A 19,581-nucleotide genomic window follows, 5' to 3' on the forward strand; every position below is an offset into this window, starting at 1 on the left:
GGGGAACACATCTATCCTAGCCCTGAAAGGGCGTAATACCATAGACATGGCTGTAGGCCATGGCTGAAAGGGCGCAATCTCATAGACATGGCTGTAGGCCATGTCTGAAAGGGCACCATCTCATAGACATGGTTGTAGGCCATGGCTGAAAAATGGATGACGCCCCCTTGGGCCTTGGGAACCATGTCGCCATTATTCGCAAGGGGCGATACCCCTTGCTGGAGGATTACGCCCCCTTGGGCTTTTTTTTCCGGAAACACATCTCTTTCTAGCCCTGAAAGGGCGTAATCCCATAGACATGGCTGTAGGCCATGTCTGAAAGGGCGCAATCTCACAGACATGGTTGTAGGCCATGTCTGAAAGGGCATAATCCCATAGACATGGCTGTAGGCCATGTCTTTTTACCGGATTGTGTCAAATTGAGACAACAGGCGTACAAAAACCCAAGATGTTTTCATGACTATTTTTGATAAAATGTTGAAAATAAGTCAGTTGATTTTTTGGCCCAAGCATTGTCATGTTAGTTGGGATTGAGGGGCCGACCCAGTATTTGGCGGATTTTTCATTTAAGATCAAAAATTGAAGGTATGATTAGGACCAACCTAAAAATCGCAATACGGATACTCTGGAAAAACAAACTGTTTTCATTGGTGAATATTCTGGGTTTGTCATTGAGTATGGCGGTAGGTGTCATACTTTTCACAGGTCTGAAAGCCACCTATGATACAGACCACTTCCATCCGAAATTAAATCAACTTGTACGGATACTGACCTTAGAATCTATCGAAGGGGTACAAACCAAATGGGCAACGGCCCCATTTCCATTGGCGAATCAAATAGAAAGCATCTCCTTTGTTGAAAAAACGGCACGGCTACGTATGTCAGGAGCGCATAACCTGCAAACCGACAAAGGAGATGTACCGATCGATATCAAATTTACAGAGCCTTCTTTTTTTGATGTATTTGGCTTTAAAATATTGTCAGGCAATGTACAGAGCCTTGCGGATAATCCCACGGCCATTTTTCTCTCCGAAAAAACGGCGAAAAAAATATTTGGAAATACCAATGCCGTAGGAAATACTGTTCAAATTGAAAACTTGGGTTCCTATACCGTTGAGGGAATTATCCAAGACCCTCCGTTTGAGACACATCTACCCATTGAGGCAATTGGTTCTATCAAAGCCGCTGAAATTCTTGAAAAAGAGGGTGTAATCGGGAATGTTAGTGAAAATTGGGAAAACTTTAAGAGCTCCGCCATTTACGGAAGGTTAAAATCAGTGGATGATTTGGAGCAGCTCAATGCAACGCTGCAGACCTACAATAGGAAGTTCGACAAGAGCAGCATACAGTTCCTGGCACAACCGATAGAAAATATTACGCCCAGAAACAAGGATATAATCAATGACACCAATGCGGGCGTCGATGAAGAGGGAATAAAAGTACAGCTGATCTTAATTTTTACCCTTACCCTTTTGTCTGCGTTCAACTATATCAGTTTGTCCTTGGCGCGTGCCTTCTCCCGGGCGCATGAAGTTGGTATCCGCAAGACGGTGGGCGCAAAAAGAGCTGAAATCATGGGGCAATTTTTAACCGAGTCTACCCTCGTTGCCCTATTGGCCTTGTTTTTTACAGTGCCGTGTGTGAACATTCTAATGCAAAATATCCCCGATATGGATATGGATTTCTCTTGGGATCCCATCTTTATCCTGGGCTTGGTAACCTATGCGGTAATTACCGGCTTGGTAGCGGGAGCATTTCCCTCATGGCTTTTGTCCGCATTTCAGCCTATTCAGATTTTGCGAAAAATGAAGAATATAAAGCTGTTCCAGGGTGTCGCGATCTACAAAGTTTTGATTGTCCTGCAATTTTCAGCAAGTATCATGCTGATGGTAATCTTTGTGACATTAACCGACTACGTCATAAAGGAAAATGCTAAGATTAGCTCCACCGTGCCACCCCATGTCCTGACACTTGATTTGAAGGGCGAGAGGTATGAAAAACTGCAGTACGAGATAAGTCAGTTGAGTCAGGTTGAAACGACTTTTGCGACAAACTGGTATTTTGAACCAATAAAGATGGGCAAATCTTCTGTTACATTTAATGATAAATCCCTGATAATAAATCATGTAAGTATCGACCCAAAAACAATTGAAACAGAAGGTATCAGATTAACATCCGGGCAAAATTTTCCCGAAAATATGCCCCATAGTATTGAGCAATACGTGTTGGTCAACGAATCTGCCGCAAAATTACTGGATCCCAAACTTGAAAATATTGTAGGCCAAAATCTACTGCTGGACTCTGTCTATGTACAAGTCATTGGCGTCATGCCCAACGAAACCATTGGCAAATCAATTCCTTTGGTCTATCGGTATTTGCCCAGTGAAATCAGCGCATTGACGATAAAAATAAAGCCAGGAACAGAATTGATGGTAACCCAAGCGATTCAGAACTTATGGAAAAACCATGTTCCTGATAAGACGGCAAATATTCAAAACTTGGAAGAACGTTATTCAGGAGAAGGCAATAGAGAGAGAATGGGTTTCTTTGGTGGCTTTGCGCTAATAATTATGATAATCGCAGGTTTGGGCATTCTAGGCATCGCCAGTTACACCACAGAAATACGCACCAAAGAACTGGGTGTAAGGAAAGTATTGGGAGCAAGCAACATAAAATTGGTGTGGACAGCTACCGGAAAGTTCGCCGTGCTCATCCTCATTGCTGGATTAATGGGGGTACCGGCAGGTATTTTTGGCGCTGATTTATTAAGAGAGGATATGGGAAGTCAGTTGGATTTGGGTCCAATCAATGTAGGCATCGGTTTTGGTGTGGTGGCGGTACTTGGTTTATTGACTGTTTTATCCCAAACCATTCGAGCAGGAAAAATTGAACCGGTAAAGGTTTTAAAGGCCGAGTAAAAAAGCCAGAATATTCACTGGAAGGCTGAGAGGATCGCCTTTCAATTAACGCTTCCCCCCTTTCTCGAGGCAGCCGTTTCAAGCGCTGACAAAGTCGATTTGGATCAAAAAATGATCCCACAGGAATCATATATGGGCAGGTCCTTCTAAGGAACGCAACCCGGGGAGAACAATCCACAAAACATCCCGAGCTTGTGGCCGAAATAATGTCAAATGTGCATTGGGCTTTCCGCTAAAAACAGCGAAGGTTTGACCAAAGTTAATTTCCAAATTATGAAGCCTCTAAAATTTTATTGAAATCCTGGTTGCTCAAAGGCTTGTGATAGAACTTTTTGACGCAGGCATATTGTCCTGCTCTTTCTATGTCACTCTTGTCTGTGGACGAGGACAAAATGTATAAGGTAATATTGGCGGAAGTACTCCATTGGCTTGCCTGCATTGCTTCCAAAAAGCCCCATCCATCCAATACGGGCATATTCAGATCCAACAGAATAATGCTTTCGGCATCGTCTTCAAGGTGGTCATTCAACTTTTCCAGGCCTATTCTCCCATTTTCGCATGGAAAAAACACAAGGGAATTATCAATGCGGCGCATCATCCTCTCTACCATTAAGCGAAGGACACCATCATCATCAATCAAAAATACATTTTTGCTCATTGGTTTAGTTATCTTTGATATATTGGGCATCTTTGATGATAGTTTTGATGATTTCATCCATTTCCTCAGATGAAATTTTCAATTGATCGAGCCAATACATCAAGTCGTCAAGACTGTCTTTCTGGGTTTCAATGAGATTGATAATACCCGAAATCCTTGCCAAAGGTGCACGGACAAGATGCGATTGGGTCCAGGCAATGGATTTGAGCTTTTCATAGGCCTCTTTGATTTTTTCCTCTGCCAGTTTTTTTGCAGTGATGTCTATGCGTAAGGCTAAAAATTTAATGGGAGAGCCATTTTCATCCAAAAAAGGAACGATGGTCGTATCTACCCAATAAAAAGTCCCGTCTTTTTTCTTGTTGCGCACTTCACCCCGCCATATTTTGCCGGATTTGATGGTCTGCCAAAAATCCTTAAAAAATTCTTTTGAATGATATTGGGAATTTATCATCCTGTGCGTGGAACCTATCAACTCTTCACGGGAATACTGGGAAAGCTCCGAGAATTTATCGTTCACGTCGATAATGACACCATGAGTGTCAGTAATGGTAAAAATTGCAGATTGGTCCACAGCATATTGATAATCCTGAAGCATTTTTAGACTTTGTGCCAGTTCGATTTCAATGGTCTTGTAGGCATGAATATCCTGAAAGCTGCCAAGGATTCGCTTACACTGTCCGCTTATCATATCTGCCCGTCCAATGGCCCGCACCCATCTCTCGTTATTCTTGGCAGTAACAATCACAGCCTCAAAATCAAAATTTTTCCCTTTCTCTAGGCATTCCTGAACAGATTGGCGTACCATATCCCGAAAATCCTCCCGGTAGAATTCTATACTTGTCCCCAAATCAGGAACAAAGGTGCTCGGATCTGTTTCGTGAAGCTTATGTGTCATATCTGACCACAGAATTTTATTATTCACAAAATTCACCTCCCAACTACCTATCCGCGCCAATTGTGTTGCCTCTGAGAGCAGTTCTTCATTTTTTGTTTCATTGGTAATATCCAACACAAATGAGTTGAAGAGTATTGTGCCATCTGCCAGAAAATTGGGCGAGCCTATGCCCAGAAATCGGCGCAAATCACCGTTTGGCATAATACTCCGGTACCTTGACATCCATTGTGACTTGGCACTTATTGCTTTCACGATATCTTTTTTGACCCGCTCATCATCTCCGCCTGCTTTGGTTTGATTCCAGACCAGATTGATATCCCGCTCTACTTCCTCCGGGCTATAACCCCAAAGCCGATAGGCACCTTTACTTACAGAACGTAAAGCATCTGTACCATCAGGAAACAGAAGGTATTGGAAAACTACTCCCGGTAAATTATCCGCCAGGTCCTTTAGGCGAAACTCCGCCATTTTGCGCTCAGTAATATCTTCGCAAATGGCCACTGTTTTGTTAGGCTTCCCATTCTTGTCCCTAATGAATGCAATATGGAGTCGCACCCAGATGATGGTGCCGTCTTTTTTGATGTAGCGCTTTTCGTTTCTATATTCCGCTTCGCCCCGGGCTGCTTTACTGAATATTTCCCAATCCTTACCCCTATCTTCAGGGTGAGTCAGCTCGAGAAATATCATATTCCCAAGTTCTTCGGCAGTATACCCGGTAATCGTTTCATAAAAAGAGTTGATCAGGATGATTCGGCCATTGGTGGGATCCACTTGGGCAATTCCGAGTGAAGCGATTTCGAATATTGATCTGAAATTGGCTTCACTTTTCTGTAAGGAATCTTCGGCCATCTTCCGGTCGGTGATGTCTTCAGAAAGTATGGCGATTTCATCATTACCTATCGAAACAATCACGAGACGTAGCCAGGTCTGCATGGAAACAATTTCACCTACATATACATCTTCCAGAACTGTAGTATTACCTGTATTCGCTACATCCACATAGGCTTCGAAAACTTCGGAATCACGATGGGAGGGAAACACTTCAAGAAGCCTCATGCCGATGATTTGATCACGGTCCGTATTATTGATCTTTGCGATTGCCTCGTTTTCATAAATCCACTCAAAATCAACAATAATCCCTTCCTTGTCCCGCACAGGCTTCAGAATGGTGAAGCCATCCGGAGACATTTCCTGAACGAGTCTAAATCGCTTTTCGCTTTTTTGGAGCTCCGCAGTGATCTCCAGTAAACGGAATTCCGTTTCCTTTTTTCTGGTAATGTCCTGAATAGCACACTCGAAAGCATAGGGACTGCCCGTTTTATCTTTAAGCAAACTCCCCTTTTGCCTTACCCATTTAATTCTACCGTCCGGTAAAATGATCCTATGTGCAAAATCAAGTGTTTCCTTTCCTGCAAATGCAGCACTTTTTGCTTTTTGAAAGGCTTCCAGATCTTCAGGATGTATAGATTGCTCAAAGTCGTTGAAGTTCAATTCAAAATCTTGCTTATTTCTGCCCAAGATTTTGAACACCTCTTCAGTACAAAAAAGGACGTTACTATCTAATTTCAACCTCCAATAACCGATTTTCCCAAGAGAGGAAATTGCTTCAAGCTGCTTGCTTTTTTCTTGTAGCAAACCCAATTGCTTTTCATGCTGGGTTACATCCTGACAGGTCACCAGTACACAGTCAAGGTCGTCAAATCTTAATTTATAACCGTCAACTGCAAGGCGAAGCTGCTCGCCACTCTTCTTTTGAAATGTAAATTCCCCAAAGTAATTACTCCCGTCAGTATTGACCGCAATTCCATGGGCTTCCAGAAATGCAGGAATTTCATTTTCGGGCATAAGGTCTTTTTGGCTAAGCAAAAGAAATTCATCTTTTGAAAAACCATAAAGATCCAAAGCAGACTGATTGACCTCAAGAATCTGAAAACTTTTCAGGTCATATATCCAGGATGGATGTTTGTTGTGGTAGAATAAGCTACTATAATCGGGGGACTTCCTCAAACTTGACACATTTGGTTGGCATAAAATCTTTCACTTTGTCTTTACCTTATCACTCATATGACACATATCTGCTTTTCTGAAAAACCTGTCAGTTTTCGTCAGCTATTTTTTTAGCTATCTAAAGAGTTCATTATCAAACCAATTCCAACTCTTTTGTTAATTAAAAAGTAGCTTTCTATTTACCGGTTTTGAATAGATAACTAAATTCACCCTTAATCTAAGGAATAAATCTAACAAATTCTAAGAAAAACAACAAACATCAGGATTAAGGTTTTCGCTTTATCCGATGTTCATAAAAATTGATTGCGGTGTTATTGATTACTCACTGGGAACAGAAACAACACTTCAAGCCACAAAACTCCCAACATAATTTTGAAAAAAATGAAATTTCCATCTTTTGATCGAAAATTTCGTCCTTGATGGGAATGGTTCGTGTTGAAATGAAAATGTTTTTTTCCTTTTTGGGGAGACTTACTTCCTGATAAAGCTTGTTAGATACTCGCAATACCATATCCAACACACTATCGAGAGTTTTTTTCTCCCACTATGGTCTGTGTCCACAGACCATTTTAACTTTCTCCACCTCTCTCCGACACACTCCTCTTGGAATGGGAGAAATATTAAACAAAGAAAATTCCGTGCAGATCAAGAATTGATCAGCCCCTAAGGGGCACTTTGATTGTAGCAGAAGGGATTTTTTCGGGAACACGAGCCTCAGAGAGGCGATTTCATGATTGGGTTGCTATGAAGGAAACTTCTTTTACCGCATAGTTCACCGTGGACTCCCAGTCTTTTTAACGTCGAACTGCTTCAAAACCATTGATTGCAGGTTGGATTATGGCACTTGTGGTATGACCATCCCTTACAAGCTGATTCGCATAGCGCACAAAACTATTGTTTAATGCCTCCGCTTGAGCCGTAGAACCTTCTTGCTTGGAAGCCTCTTCTACCATCGTTTTCAAACCTAATTTCAGCAAGTCTTTTGCCACTCCCGTCAATGCCCCGCCACCTGGCAAGGTTCCCCACACGGTATCGAATATATTTGAAACCACTGCCTGGTTAAACTGGATCTGAATGGTTTCTTGGGTAATCGCATATCTGATTGTTCTGCCCGCATTTCTGACCATTTCGTAGGCGGTGGCCAATGAAGTTTCACGTCGTAATTGATCGGTCAAATTGTTTGCAGTAACAGCCATATCAAGCGCTTTCATCGCTGTTGCTCCAGCATTATTGATAATACTCATCATCACACCCCGTGAAAGAACATAATCAGCATTGGTTTCATCGACAATAGCCGCAACATTGGACTCGGGTATCACATTGCCTTGTTCGGAAAATTCCTGGATAATGAAACCTTGATAGCGGGAAATCAATGTGGCAATCTGTTCTCTTAAAGAAAGCCTAAAGGGCCCTCCTTCATCTCCCCAACCTCCATCGGGAAGATCTAAGTCTGAGCCTACACTATACAAAGCTCTCATGAAATCCAGTATTTCTTCACGATTTGGGGCACGGTCAATATGATTTACATAATCTGGCCACCCATTTGGATGGCTAGTCTGATTGGCTATACCTGGATTAATCGCGCATTCCAAGAATCCTTGAACTTCCCGATATTCACTTTCTTCATCAAGGTTTCTAAGCCGAGCTTCCCATTCTGGTTGGGTGAGTGCAATTACACTTCTATGGATGGTACGTCGTCCCATAAATGTTGAGGTCCAAGAATGATACCCCAAATCAGTCCGTAGCTGGACTATATTCTTTGATGTACTTTGGATCGTGTCGGCATGCGCTGCACCCTGCTGCAGGGTATGTGTTAGTTCATGTGCCAGTAACTTTTTGCCATGTAGAGAAGAAGGATCATATTGTCCTTGGTTAAAATGAATATCATTGCCGACAGTAAATGCTTTAGCCCCTAGTTTTTCGCTCATATGAGCAGACTGAACTCCCGTATGGATCCGAACTCCGCTGAAATCCGCGCCAAACTTCCGGCTCATCGTTGATTGGATATCTCGGTCCATTGGCATGCCGCCACCTTTACTATTGTTGATTTGGTTTTCAAGTTGAAAAATGGCCTTGTCTTGCTCTTGGAAAAATTTCCCTTGAATCGGGTGCGTTACATCAGAAATCGGGGAGAAATTATTTTGTGTTGGCGTTATTTGGGAAGTGAAGCTCCTATTTGTCGCGAAACCTTCTTGTTCATTTTTACTATCCGAAAATCTTGTTTGCTCTTTTTTACTCTCGGGCATTTTTACCACCTGCTCAGCAATATCGTCGGCTTCTGTCTCATATTGGTCATTGGGTTGACCAATGGTTAACTTGGGCTGTATGGCTGTCGGCCTGAAAAATGAATCCTTCCTTTTTTTCGAGAAAAAACCACCCACCCCGTTTTGTCTTTGGTCGCTGGATTTAATATCCGTATTAGGCGATGTGAAAAAGCCCATGGTTTCACCAAAAAAAGTTTGATCCCTCACTCCGGGTTCCATAGCTGGTTCATTTTCTGATTTCTTTTGAAAAAAAGGTTGATTGGCGCTTACCCTGCTAACCAATTTTCCGTGGTTTGAAGAATTTTCTTTCATGATTTTCTAATTTTGGTGAACACCAACCGTTTTGTTGCTGCATAATTATGCTATCGATCCACTAAAAATGGATAAACCGGACCAGGTTTTTGTTTTTCGCCTGTCTAAATATACGTTTTTTACCCCACTCAAAAAACAGTCTACCAATAGATCCGATACTGCATTATCTGAGCAAAAACCCATTTATGTTAATCCTTCACCATGGTCTGTGTCCCCACAGACCATTTTTTCCTTTTTCACCTCTCCCCGACCCTCTCGTCTTGAAATGGTAGAAGTAGGGAACAAAGAGCAACCAGCGCAGATCAAGAATTGATCAGCTCCACAGGGGTGCTTTGATTGTAGCTGAAGGTATTTTATCGTGATCACGAGCCTCGGAGAGGCGATTTCATGATATCATTGCTCCTAAGCCGCATTTATCCATCCCTGGAACGCGAGAGACAAATTGTTGGCCCCAGACACGATGCTAGTCGGTCTGAAGCCGGTTATTTCGTTGCTTCCATGATCCATGTTCCCACAGTACCCGGCTTTTTTCTTATATTCATTGGCAGAAATCTATCCCTTCCATCCATTCAACACACAGCATCGCTACCATGGCCACCAACACCGTCACTCTGCACCGGGTGCTCACTGCGGCACCTGAAAAAGTCTTCCGCGCGTTCTCCGACCCCAATGCCTATGCCACGTGGATTCCTCCCTATGGATTCATCTGTACGGTCCAGCAGATGGATTTCCATGAAGGAGGTCGTTTCCAAATGACCTTCACAAATTTCTCAACGGGAAACAGCCATTCGTTTGGCGGGCAGTACCTGCAAATCATCCCCAATAGTTTTATCAAAAACTCGGACAAATTCGACGATCCAAATCTTCCCGATGTCATGACTACGAGTATCTGGTTGACAAAGGTGTCCTGTGGGACCGAGATAAAGATTGTACAGGAGGGAATACCTGCGGTCATTCCCCCGGAAATGTGCTATCTGGGGTGGCAGGAAAGTCTGGAAAAATTGAAGCGCTTGGTGGAACCCGATATTCCCGATGCATAGGTTTTCAAATCTTGGCCAAACCTGATAACCTCCTCCCATTGGCAAAAGATGAATCGTTTTCCGACCAACCAAAACCCAATATACCAGTACCCATGAAATCGCTATTCCCCTCCCTCCTCTTGGGTCTTATCTTGTTCACTTCAGCTTTTTCCCAAACCCATCCGACAGAAAGCGGAAAGAAATTAGGCATTGCCTACAACATCCACATTCCGGATACCACGAAAGATGATTGGGAAATCATCCGCATGAACTTTGATGGTTCTGGCAAGAAGAACATCCTCAACAACGACGACGTCGCTTGGACCTACACGGCTTATAGAGACCGCCTGTTTTTCATCAGCGACAGGGATACGAGTTACCGTCATTTTTTCCTTTACGAAACCGACGCAGACGGGAACAATATCAGAAAGATCAGCGATCTCCGCTTGGAAGACAGTTGGATGGATACCCGCAACGAGGGGAAAGAAATGATTGTGGCAGGAAGGATAAGCAAGGAAGTCCGATTCCAGCTTTTCCTGGTCGATACCAAGACAGGTGCCTACCGGCAAATCACAAATGATACGGCGGCAATGTACCGTGACCCGGCTTTCTCTCCGGATGGGAAAAAGATCGTCTTCAGCTATCAAAAAAACAAGCGGGACAAGTCCACCCATGAGGAACTGTTCCTGATGGACGCAGACGGCAACGGCATGATACAGCTTACCCACTATCCAGAAGACAATCCTTCCGCAAAGGACTACGGCTACCGTGCGGGGTCGGCACGCTGGCACCCGACGGAAAATTTCATTTCCTACATTTCCCTACAGGATGGCCGGCACAGCATTTTTGCAGTGAGTCCTGATGGAAAAAAGCAATGGAAGCTCCTCGACAATCCTGATTCGGAAGGCTGGCACGATTGGAGTGAGGACGGAAAATGGCTGGTATTCAACAGTAGTGACAAAGCCGAAACGCAATACCACATCACCCTGATAAATTGGCAAACCAAGGAAAAGAAGCAACTTACCGACACAACCTACAAATCCCAATTGTCGCCGGTTTTTATTGAGTATTAGGATTTTTTCAAAAAGGAAATCATCGCAGACTTTGGTCTGAGTCCTCACAGACCATTTTATCCTGCTCCACCTCTCCCCGACCCTGTCCTCTCGGAGCGGGGGAAGTAGAAAACAAAGAGCATCCCTAAATATCCCAGTGATTTTTCCCCAAGCCACCTAAAAAATCTTATCTTGGTTCCAGAACAAAAACCGACACAAATTTCTACCCCATGAAAATCCGGAATTTTGTACTTGTGCCTGTTTTTTTCCTGAGCGTGTTTGGCTGTGTCCCGGAGGAAGAGGAAATGGTCGTGGAATCCTGTGAGGGCTTTGATTTTACCATTCCCGCGCGGGATTGGATGCTACTGCTTCCCGGGCCGGATTATGTATTCCGAAGCGGTGAAAAAACACGCAAGGTAATCTCGGAATACAGGATCTCCGAACCCTTCTTGGTCAGCACTGACCCCGACAGGATAAAAGCGGGAGAAAGCAGATGCCATGGCCTTTATAGTTCAAATCACAGGACGGAGGATAACACAGTCTATATCTTCAATGAAGTCGGCTACGGGAAATCCTCAGGCTTGGGGCACATGAATGTGGGTTTCCAACAGATGATGTTCAGTTTGGAAATCGTCAACGATACCCTTGTCGGAAAGAGAATCAACTACACCGTGGATGATCCCGAGGATTACCTTTTTAAAAATTACCCCAGTTTGGTTTTGAACGGAAAGAAGTACGACAAAGTATTCAAAATCAGCCAATCCAACCCAAATACCCAGCCCCAGGAAATCTATCTGGCTAGCCGTCTGGGTTTGGTGGCATTTGTCATGAAAGACAGCCTGTGGATTGTGGATTAAGACTCCCCGGAATGTATGAATCGTTCAGGCAAAGACGCCAAAAGCGCAAAGCTCAGAGGGCAGTCGCGAACCAATCGTGCATTCATGTTTTTTTTCGACCAAGGACTGAGCGATTTTGCGTATTTTAGGAATCCTCCCCCGCTTTCCCTTTTTACATGAATAGTCACACCTGACCCATGCTTAAGAATCACCTCCTGACCGGCCTCAGCTTTGGATTATCCCTCTCCATCGTCTCTTGGATGGTCGGAATCATCGGCAACGCCCTGCTGCTAAAAACAAGCTATTATGAAAAGCTGTCCCACCTCAATTTCATCCCAAGCAAAGCCCTGAACAAAACACTCGGTATCGGACAGTTCAAATGGATTGTGAAAAACACCTTTTTCAGATTCCTCAATCAGGGAATCAAGGTAGAAGGCAAAAACACCGATTTGACCGCCATTCGCCATCAGATGACCCTTGCCGAGGTCAGCCACCTGATCGGGTTTCTTTTCGTGGCTGCCTTTGCACTCTTCCAGACATTCAACATAAGCCTTGTTTTCGGACTCAGCATGATGATCCCAAATGCCATTTTCAACGCCTACCCCTCCCTACTTCAGCAAGAAAACAAAAGGAGAATCGACCAAGTCCTTGGACGTCAAAAAGTAAAATAGCAGCTATTTCGGATCATTTATGTTCAACGCAACCTGAGTAACCATTCCTGCTTAGTCGCTTGAATGGTCCAGTTTCCAGTTGAAAGAATTAACCGTTTTCTGAAAAAGATGATGCCATCGCTTAGAATTCTTGGCTCAAGTAGAAGCTGGATGCGGGATTTTGCAGGCAAAAGAATATGTCCGTCGAGAAGTTTGGAAAACGAAATCATTGTAGATATCTTTTTCGCTTGATAATTCCTTCGCATATGATTACGCGCCTTTTGATTGTCTTTTTGGGCTTGGGGCTTTTCTCATGTATCAGTACCCCTACTCCTCCCCCAGACCCGATGGAGGAGGTCCGGTTTATCGGACGGACCCAAGTTTCCTTTCTCAACAGGGAAGCCACCCTCCTCCAACTCGAACTGCGTTCCGAAGACCTCAGCAGCCTTCGCCGGGTTGAAGTTCGCATCATGAAGCCTTCCACTCCCTCCAAAGGTGCTCTGGTGCTGAGTTCCGGCGGGTTTGGTACAAACTTCTATGGCATCGGCTTGGAAACCAATACCACCTTGGACTTTGCGCTTAACCTTGGTCTGGAGACTTTTGAGATTAGGTGGCTGGGGTCCGAAGGTTGGGGAACGGGAATCGCAGGCGCAGGCTATCCGAAGGCGGTAAGGGCTTATGGCGTCATCCTCCGCTATTTGAAGACAAGTGAAATGACAAAGCCCGACAATATCATTGCCCATGGAGGAAGTGGCGGTTCCTTCCAGATCGCTTATGGATTGAGCCGTTTTGCCTTGGAAAATGATATACAGCATGCCATCCTCGTCGCAGGTCCACCAACGGCGGATCTGCCAAAGGGGATTTTTGGAGACAAAAATGGGGATGCATTTTGGCCGGATGGATTGGGAGGATTCCGAATCACCGACTATATCCACGGCTGGGACGGTAACGGCAACTATTGCCAAAACCGCAACCAAACACCTCCCCAATTTGTGTTGGATGCCCTCGACGAATCCTCGCTTCTTTCTACCCGCATTCCGCCCGAATTGGACTACAGCACCAACCTCATCTTCATCAACACCAATGATGTGACTAACGCCGACGGACAGGGACGTCTGTTCTTTGATGCCGTCAAAAGCAAAAAAGAATGGCATTTTCTTCCCGAGGAGACTTCCCATGATGTAGCGGGCATCCCAGCCGGCGCCCAAAAAATCAGGCAGGTGTTACAGGAAATTCTTTAAAATATTCCGCTCCATTCCGATGAAAATTCGCTTTAATCTGTTTTTAGCCTTCATTGCAGCTATCCAAATCTGTAACGGACAAACGACCCCCGCCAAGGAGTTCCATGACGAGGACTTCAATTGGACCATTTTGATTCCCGAAAACTTCCAAACCGTCAGCACTGAGGAATGGACCAAAATGCAGAACCGGGGAGCGGAAGCCATTGAGGATACCTTTGGAGAGGAAATCATCAATCAAGCCAAGACGATTTTTGTGTTCCGAAGCAACCAATTCAACTACTTCGAGGCAAATTATCAGCCATTTGATCCCGAAGTAGACGGTGATTATATCGAGTCCTGCAAAAATGTCAATGCACTGATTTATGAGACATTTGCAACCCAAATACCGGATGCCAAAATCGATACCGCATCTTCGGTGGAAAAGATCGGCAAACTCGAATTCCAGACCCATAGCATGAAAATCGTCCTTCCCAACAAGATGGTGATGCACCAGATCATGTACAGCCGCCTTTTTGGAAAGCGTGAGTTTTCGGTCAACATCATGTTTGTCGACCCGAAAAAAGGACAACAAATGCTCGATGCTTGGAAGAATTCAAGGTTTTCAGACTAAATTCAGAATCCTGGGTCCGTCCAAGGCTATGATTCGATTTCGCTTTGTAAAAAGTTAATTGGTAAATGACGGATGTGTTTTCGAGCCGAAATCCTCCAAATGTCGGTTGATTAGGCGATGGAATTCCCGATTGATTATGCTCATAAACTTTAGAAAAAACTGTATGAAAAAAAGTCTAACAGTCATTGCCTTCCTTGTTCTCCAGCTGATTAACTCAGCCTATGCCCAAACGATCGAATCCTTGGCGAAGGAACTCCCGCCCTACTTCTCCATCCTGACTACTTGGGGGGTGAGACCCGAATGGGATGAGAAATCGGAAAATATCTATTTTTTGAATAAGCTCGTCGGTGACGTGTTTAAAATCAACATAGCCACCAAAGAGGTTTCCCAAGTCACCTCCGGGTTCTATCACGGCGGCATCCACCGCGTATTGTGTCTTTCTAATGGGGATTTGCTTTTGGCGATGGGCTCCAACATTTTTGACGCGACCAATCCCGAGAAGGACAGGCATGCGGGACTCGGACTGTACATTCTCACCAAGGAAAACCCAAGCAATCCCTATCCGCTGAATGCCTTTTGCGACGAGGGTCCCGCGGTATCAAAAAATAGCCTGAAGATAGCTTGGACACTTCAGGGACAAAGGGAAATAAAAATGGGGGAAATACACTATGTGGACGGTGTCCCACAGCTGAAGGACGTAGAAACGATCATCTCCTACAATGACTCCTCAGCCTATGTTAGGCTGGAAACTCAGGATTTTAGGCCAACCAATGACGAAGAATTGATCTATACCCACTATTGGGGAGATGAAAGAGATCAGTACTTTAATTCCCAGGTGTTTGGATTCAATTTGGTTACAAAGAAGACAACCAAGTATACGGACCTTCCGAAAAGCTACAATGAAGCAGAAGGGATATTCCCAGACGGAGAATACATGGTAATCGAAAGTGATCGGCACCAGCCCATGGAGGAAAGGAACAAGTATAAACTCGATATATACAAACTAAAACTGGATGGCAGCGGGGAAGTTGAGCGCTTGGCCGATTTTTCCACCCGATATTTCAACAAGATCAAATCGGATAATCCTGTGGTCAACAAACATGGAAACCTTATCGCCCACCAGTTCGGCTATCAGAAAGGCGCGGGAGATGGACGGGGTATCTTCCTTTTTGATCTCGATGCATACGAAAGGCACAAGATGAAAAAGTGAGATCGAAGGCTAATAATGGCAACAAAATCCCCATCATGGTCTGTCTCCCAAAGACCATGAAAGTCTATACCCCGCACTTGTATTGCACGAGCAAATCATCCTGTGGGGATGATGTTGTTTTGCTTGTTTTCAAGCACCCAAGAAACCTGGTTTGGGCAAATTTTCCGAACGAATCCCTCCTATGCGGAAACCACGGCAGGCTCTGTTATTGGTTTTTTCCCTAGCTCTTTGAGCATTCTCGTATGCGCGACAATGGCTTGGGCAAAAGTACCTTTCGATTTGTAAGGCAATCCAAATTCCCGCGCGGTGCGTTCCACGATCTTGGCAATTTTCCGGTAATGCACATGGCAGATATTGGGAAACAGGTGATGTTCAACCTGGTAATTGAGCCCGCCGACATACCATGAGAATATCTTATGTCTTTGGCCAAAATTGGTCGTCGTATGGAGTTGGTGGATCGCCCAATTGTTTTCAAGATTGCCCTCCATATCGGCCACAGGATATTCTGTTCCCTCAACCACATGTGCAGGCTGGAAGATGATGGCGAGAATAAATCCTGCCACAAATTGCATCAGCAAGAAGCCCAACAAGACATGGCCCCAACCTACCGGAAGCAGCACCATGGGAAGTATGACCACGTAACCCGCGTAAATCAATTTGCTGATGAGCATTACCGCCCATTCCTGCCGGATGGATGAATTTTGGCGTTTCACGAAACCTTCTTGGTTGTATCGAGTGAGCCGTTGAAAATCCTTAAACGTGATCCAAACCAAGGTAAGCAAGCCGTAGAAAAACCAGGCATAAATGTGTTGCCAACGGTGCATCGGCTTCCAATCAGAGCCTGGCGCCATCCGCAGGACACCCCTTGGACTGATATCTTCATCCACGTCGTGCACATTGGTATAGGTATGATGCAATACGTTGTGTTGGATTTTCCAGTTGAAAGCATGACCGCCGACAACGTTCAGGGAAAAACCGAGCAGGTTATTCACCCAAGCCTTGTTGGAATAGGCTCCGTGGTTGGCATCGTGCATCACCGACAAACCAATACCGGCTGTGCCTAGGCCCATGATAAAATAGAGCCCATAGAATACGGGCAGGTTTGGGAATGTTCCTGTGATCAGGAAAATGTATGGAACAAAAAACAACGCAAACATAAACACAGTTTTTACCACCATTTCGGTATTGGCAGTACGTTGGATGTTGTTATTCTTGAAATACGCATTCACGCGTTGCGTAAGCGTGGCATAAAACTCGGACTGCCCTCGGGCAAACTTAGGTGTATTCTTCATTCGGATGATTAACTTGACTAGCAAGGTAAATAAAACCGCAACGATATTTATCAGTTGGAAAAAATAAATAACCGAGCCTGCGGTTAAGGTCAAAAAGTAGTTCTGGATTGAGTCTGTCTCGAGTCCGTATCCAATCTGCCAATACTACTTCATTCGTCAATTAGGAGCCTTTACTGTGGAAATAGAAGTAGGCCCGTCCATGTGTATGGAATTTACCAAAACAAATACGAGGAACTTCTCCAATACCATTCACAACGGGTTAATGGAAAATGCGTCCCCCCTAATGGCTTTGAAGATGAATATGCCTCAACCGTTTTTCATTTGACATGATTTCATCGACAGGGCTTTTGCTTTGGTCTTGGCATACCATCTCGCTGAGGGTGTAGAATCCTTTTTCCCATTTATATTTACAAATCCCCAGAAAACCATTTTCGCCAAAAGGCTGAATCCTATGCAAAAATCACTTCTCTTTACCCTTCTTGTTTTTGTCGCGTTGTCTTGCCAAAGGGTCCTGAAACCTTCGGGCTGGGACACCAGCCAAATCGAAATCGTGCGGGATGAATTTGGGGTACCACATATTTTTGGAAAGACGGACGCCGATGTGGCTTATGGCTTGGCCTGGGCACATGCGGAAGATGATTTTGAAACCATCCAAAAGACCGTCTTGGCCGGAAAAGCATTGTTGGGACGGGTCTACGGGGAGCAAGGTGCGGGTGTTGATTTCTTTGTCCACTTACTCGAAACCAAGCAAATTGCCGAGGAAAAATATGAGTCAAGCTTTTCGCCCGCATTCAAAAAGGTGCTGGAAGGCTATGCCGCGGGCCTCAATGATTACGCCTTGTCCCATCCAGATGAAGTACTCTATAGTCCAGCTTTTCCGATCAATCCCCGGGAGATGCTATCCGCCTATATCCTTTCGCTGGCCCAAATGTCTGGTGCTGACCGCGCCGTCCAGCAGATTGTCGGCGGGACTGTTGACTTGATTCCCGAAGACCAGAATCCCAAAGGCTCGAATGCCATCGCCGTCCATTCGTCCAGGACCGTTTCCGGGGAGACTTTCCTTGCGATCAACTCCCATCAGCCATTGGAAGGACCCGTGGCATGGTACGAAGCACATCTGCAATCAGAAGAGGGATGGAACATCGTAGGGGGACTTTTCCCAGGTGGCTCGATGGTATTCCATGGCGTAAACGAACATCTGGGCTGGGCGCATACCGTAAATACACCTGACTTTCTCGACCTGTACCAACTTGAGATCAATCCAGAAGATAACGATGAATACATGGTCGACGGGGAATGGCTTAAAATGGAATCCAAATACGTCTGGCTGAAAGTGCGGCTTTGGGATTGGATCACGCTACCAATTCCGAAGAAAGTCTGGAAAAGCATCTATGGACCAACTTTGGTCACGGAGCAGGGTGCATTCTCCATACGTTTTGGAGCGTTGCAGCAAGTCGGTGCACCCGAACAGTGGTGGAGAATGAACAAGGCGAAGAATTTTGCCGAATGGGAAGCTGCCATGAATACCATGCAGCTCACCAATTTCAATACCGTCTACGCCGACAAGTACGACACGATTTTTTATGTCAGCAATGGTCTGCTACCGAAGCGAAAGCCTGGCCATGACTATTCAGGGACTGTCCCTGGAAATACCAAAGAGACGCTTTGGACCGAATTTCATGCATTTTCCGAGCTTCCCCAGCAGGTAAATCCTCCGTCCGGGTACCTTTTCAATACAAACCATTCGCCATTCCGAGCCAGCGCTTGGTCGGATAACCTTGATCCAGAAAACTTCCCAAAAGAAATGGGCTTTGTTGATCGGGACAATAACCGCTCCCTGAGATTTCGGGAACTGATGCCCGAGGAGGGAAGCATCAGCTATGAGGTTTTCGAACGGATCAAATTTGATCAGACCTTGCCTCACAAACAGGCCTTTCGGACGGATATGGAAATCTTGTTCCAATTGGACACGGCAGCATATCCGGATTTGAAGGAACAAATCCTGACGCTCGCGACCTGGGACAAATCGGCTGGAATAGAGAGCGAAGGAGCGAGCCTTTTTGCCTTTATCTACTATTACTGGTGGGATGAATTTGCCAAAGCAGGCAGAAGTTTCGACACCATCCTGACCGAAGAAGAAGCCATTCAAGGTATCAAGGCCGCGAAATCGCATTTTGAAACACATTTTGGAAAATCCTTGGTCCCTTTGGGAGCATACCAAAAATTGGTGCGTGGAGACAAGTCCTTGCCTCTGTGGGGAATTGACGATGTGTTGGCGGCCATGCGCTCATCCCCTTGGGAAAATGGCATGCGGAAAGGTATACAGGGGGAATCTTACATCATGATGGTGCGGTTTGGCGACGGATTACCGGAAATCGAAACAATCAATGTCTTTGGGGCAAGCAATCGTCCCGAAAGTCCCCATTATTCAGACCAGATGGCGCATTTTTTGAATCGCGAACTCAAACCCATGAGTTTGGACAAAACTACCGTCCTGAAATCCGCGAAAAGAAGGTACAGGCCCGGAGGGGATGTTTTTTCCGCCCGGCAACACTAACGGCACGAATGCACCAAATCCGAAAACATGTATATTTGGAAGCTTTTTGAATCGTAATCC

14 protein-coding genes are annotated in these 19,581 nt (G+C 44.9%); 9 read left to right on the forward strand and 5 right to left on the reverse strand.

The window, feature by feature from the left end:
* Positions 1 to 11: 11 nt before the first annotated feature.
* Positions 12 to 395 carry a hypothetical protein gene (locus C943_RS07425; RefSeq protein ID WP_040479496.1) on the reverse strand — a complete coding sequence of 128 codons (384 nt, stop codon included), beginning with the start codon at positions 393 to 395 and terminating at the stop codon, positions 12 to 14.
* Positions 396 to 587: 192 nt separating this feature from the next.
* Between C943_RS07425 and C943_RS07430 the strand changes: the two genes are divergently transcribed.
* Positions 588 to 2,918, forward strand: a complete 2,331-nt coding sequence (locus C943_RS07430; RefSeq protein WP_008626027.1) for an ABC transporter permease — start codon at positions 588 to 590, stop codon at positions 2,916 to 2,918.
* 271 nt (positions 2,919 to 3,189) lie between these two features.
* Here C943_RS07430 and C943_RS07435 read toward each other — a convergent pair whose 3' ends face one another.
* The 3 genes from C943_RS07435 to C943_RS07445 form a co-directional block, all read right to left on the reverse strand.
* Positions 3,190 to 3,576: a response regulator gene (locus tag C943_RS07435; RefSeq protein WP_008626028.1), complete on the reverse strand. Its 387-nt coding sequence runs from the start codon at positions 3,574 to 3,576 to the stop codon at positions 3,190 to 3,192.
* A 4-nt stretch (positions 3,577 to 3,580) separates the two neighbouring features.
* Positions 3,581 to 6,478: a PAS domain S-box protein gene (locus C943_RS21340; protein ID WP_008626029.1), complete on the reverse strand. Its 2,898-nt coding sequence runs from the start codon at positions 6,476 to 6,478 to the stop codon at positions 3,581 to 3,583.
* A gap of 794 nt (positions 6,479 to 7,272) precedes the next feature.
* Positions 7,273 to 9,054 carry an eCIS core domain-containing protein gene (locus C943_RS07445; protein WP_008626031.1) on the reverse strand — a complete coding sequence of 594 codons (1,782 nt, stop codon included), beginning with the start codon at positions 9,052 to 9,054 and terminating at the stop codon, positions 7,273 to 7,275.
* 590 nt (positions 9,055 to 9,644) lie between these two features.
* Here C943_RS07445 and C943_RS07455 point away from each other — a divergent pair.
* The 7 genes from C943_RS07455 to C943_RS07485 all read left to right on the forward strand — a co-directional run bounded on the left by C943_RS07455 (position 9,645) and on the right by C943_RS07485 (position 15,672).
* A complete protein-coding gene (locus tag C943_RS07455) occupies positions 9,645 to 10,094 on the forward strand; it encodes an SRPBCC family protein (RefSeq protein WP_008626032.1) in 450 nt (149 codons plus the stop codon).
* 92 nt (positions 10,095 to 10,186) lie between these two features.
* A complete protein-coding gene (locus tag C943_RS07460; RefSeq protein ID WP_008626037.1) occupies positions 10,187 to 11,146 on the forward strand; it encodes a TolB family protein in 960 nt (319 codons plus the stop codon).
* Positions 11,147 to 11,355: 209 nt separating this feature from the next.
* Positions 11,356 to 11,982, forward strand: a complete 627-nt coding sequence (locus C943_RS07465) for a hypothetical protein (protein ID WP_008626038.1) — start codon at positions 11,356 to 11,358, stop codon at positions 11,980 to 11,982.
* A 176-nt stretch (positions 11,983 to 12,158) separates the two neighbouring features.
* Positions 12,159 to 12,632, forward strand: coding sequence for a glycosyl-4,4'-diaponeurosporenoate acyltransferase CrtO family protein (locus C943_RS07470; protein ID WP_008626039.1), 474 nt, complete (start codon positions 12,159 to 12,161; stop codon positions 12,630 to 12,632).
* A gap of 245 nt (positions 12,633 to 12,877) precedes the next feature.
* On the forward strand, positions 12,878 to 13,852 hold the full coding sequence (locus tag C943_RS07475) for a hypothetical protein (protein ID WP_008626047.1): 975 nt from the start codon (positions 12,878 to 12,880) through the stop codon (positions 13,850 to 13,852).
* A 19-nt stretch (positions 13,853 to 13,871) separates the two neighbouring features.
* A complete protein-coding gene (locus C943_RS07480; RefSeq protein WP_008626050.1) occupies positions 13,872 to 14,462 on the forward strand; it encodes a hypothetical protein in 591 nt (196 codons plus the stop codon).
* Positions 14,463 to 14,625: 163 nt separating this feature from the next.
* Positions 14,626 to 15,672: a TolB family protein gene (locus C943_RS07485; RefSeq protein WP_008626054.1), complete on the forward strand. Its 1,047-nt coding sequence runs from the start codon at positions 14,626 to 14,628 to the stop codon at positions 15,670 to 15,672.
* A gap of 179 nt (positions 15,673 to 15,851) precedes the next feature.
* Here the strand turns inward: C943_RS07485 and C943_RS07490 are convergent, their stop codons facing one another.
* Positions 15,852 to 16,964 (reverse strand): fatty acid desaturase family protein, encoded by a 1,113-nt coding sequence (locus C943_RS07490; RefSeq protein WP_008626056.1) that lies wholly within the window; start codon positions 16,962 to 16,964, stop codon positions 15,852 to 15,854.
* A 451-nt stretch (positions 16,965 to 17,415) separates the two neighbouring features.
* Here C943_RS07490 and C943_RS07495 point away from each other — a divergent pair, with 451 nt between their 5' ends.
* A complete protein-coding gene (locus C943_RS07495) occupies positions 17,416 to 19,521 on the forward strand; it encodes an acylase (protein ID WP_008626058.1) in 2,106 nt (701 codons plus the stop codon).
* Positions 19,522 to 19,581: the final 60 nt, after the last annotated feature.

Source organism: Mariniradius saccharolyticus AK6 (assembly GCF_000330725.2).
Taxonomy (GTDB): domain Bacteria; phylum Bacteroidota; class Bacteroidia; order Cytophagales; family Cyclobacteriaceae; genus Mariniradius; species Mariniradius saccharolyticus.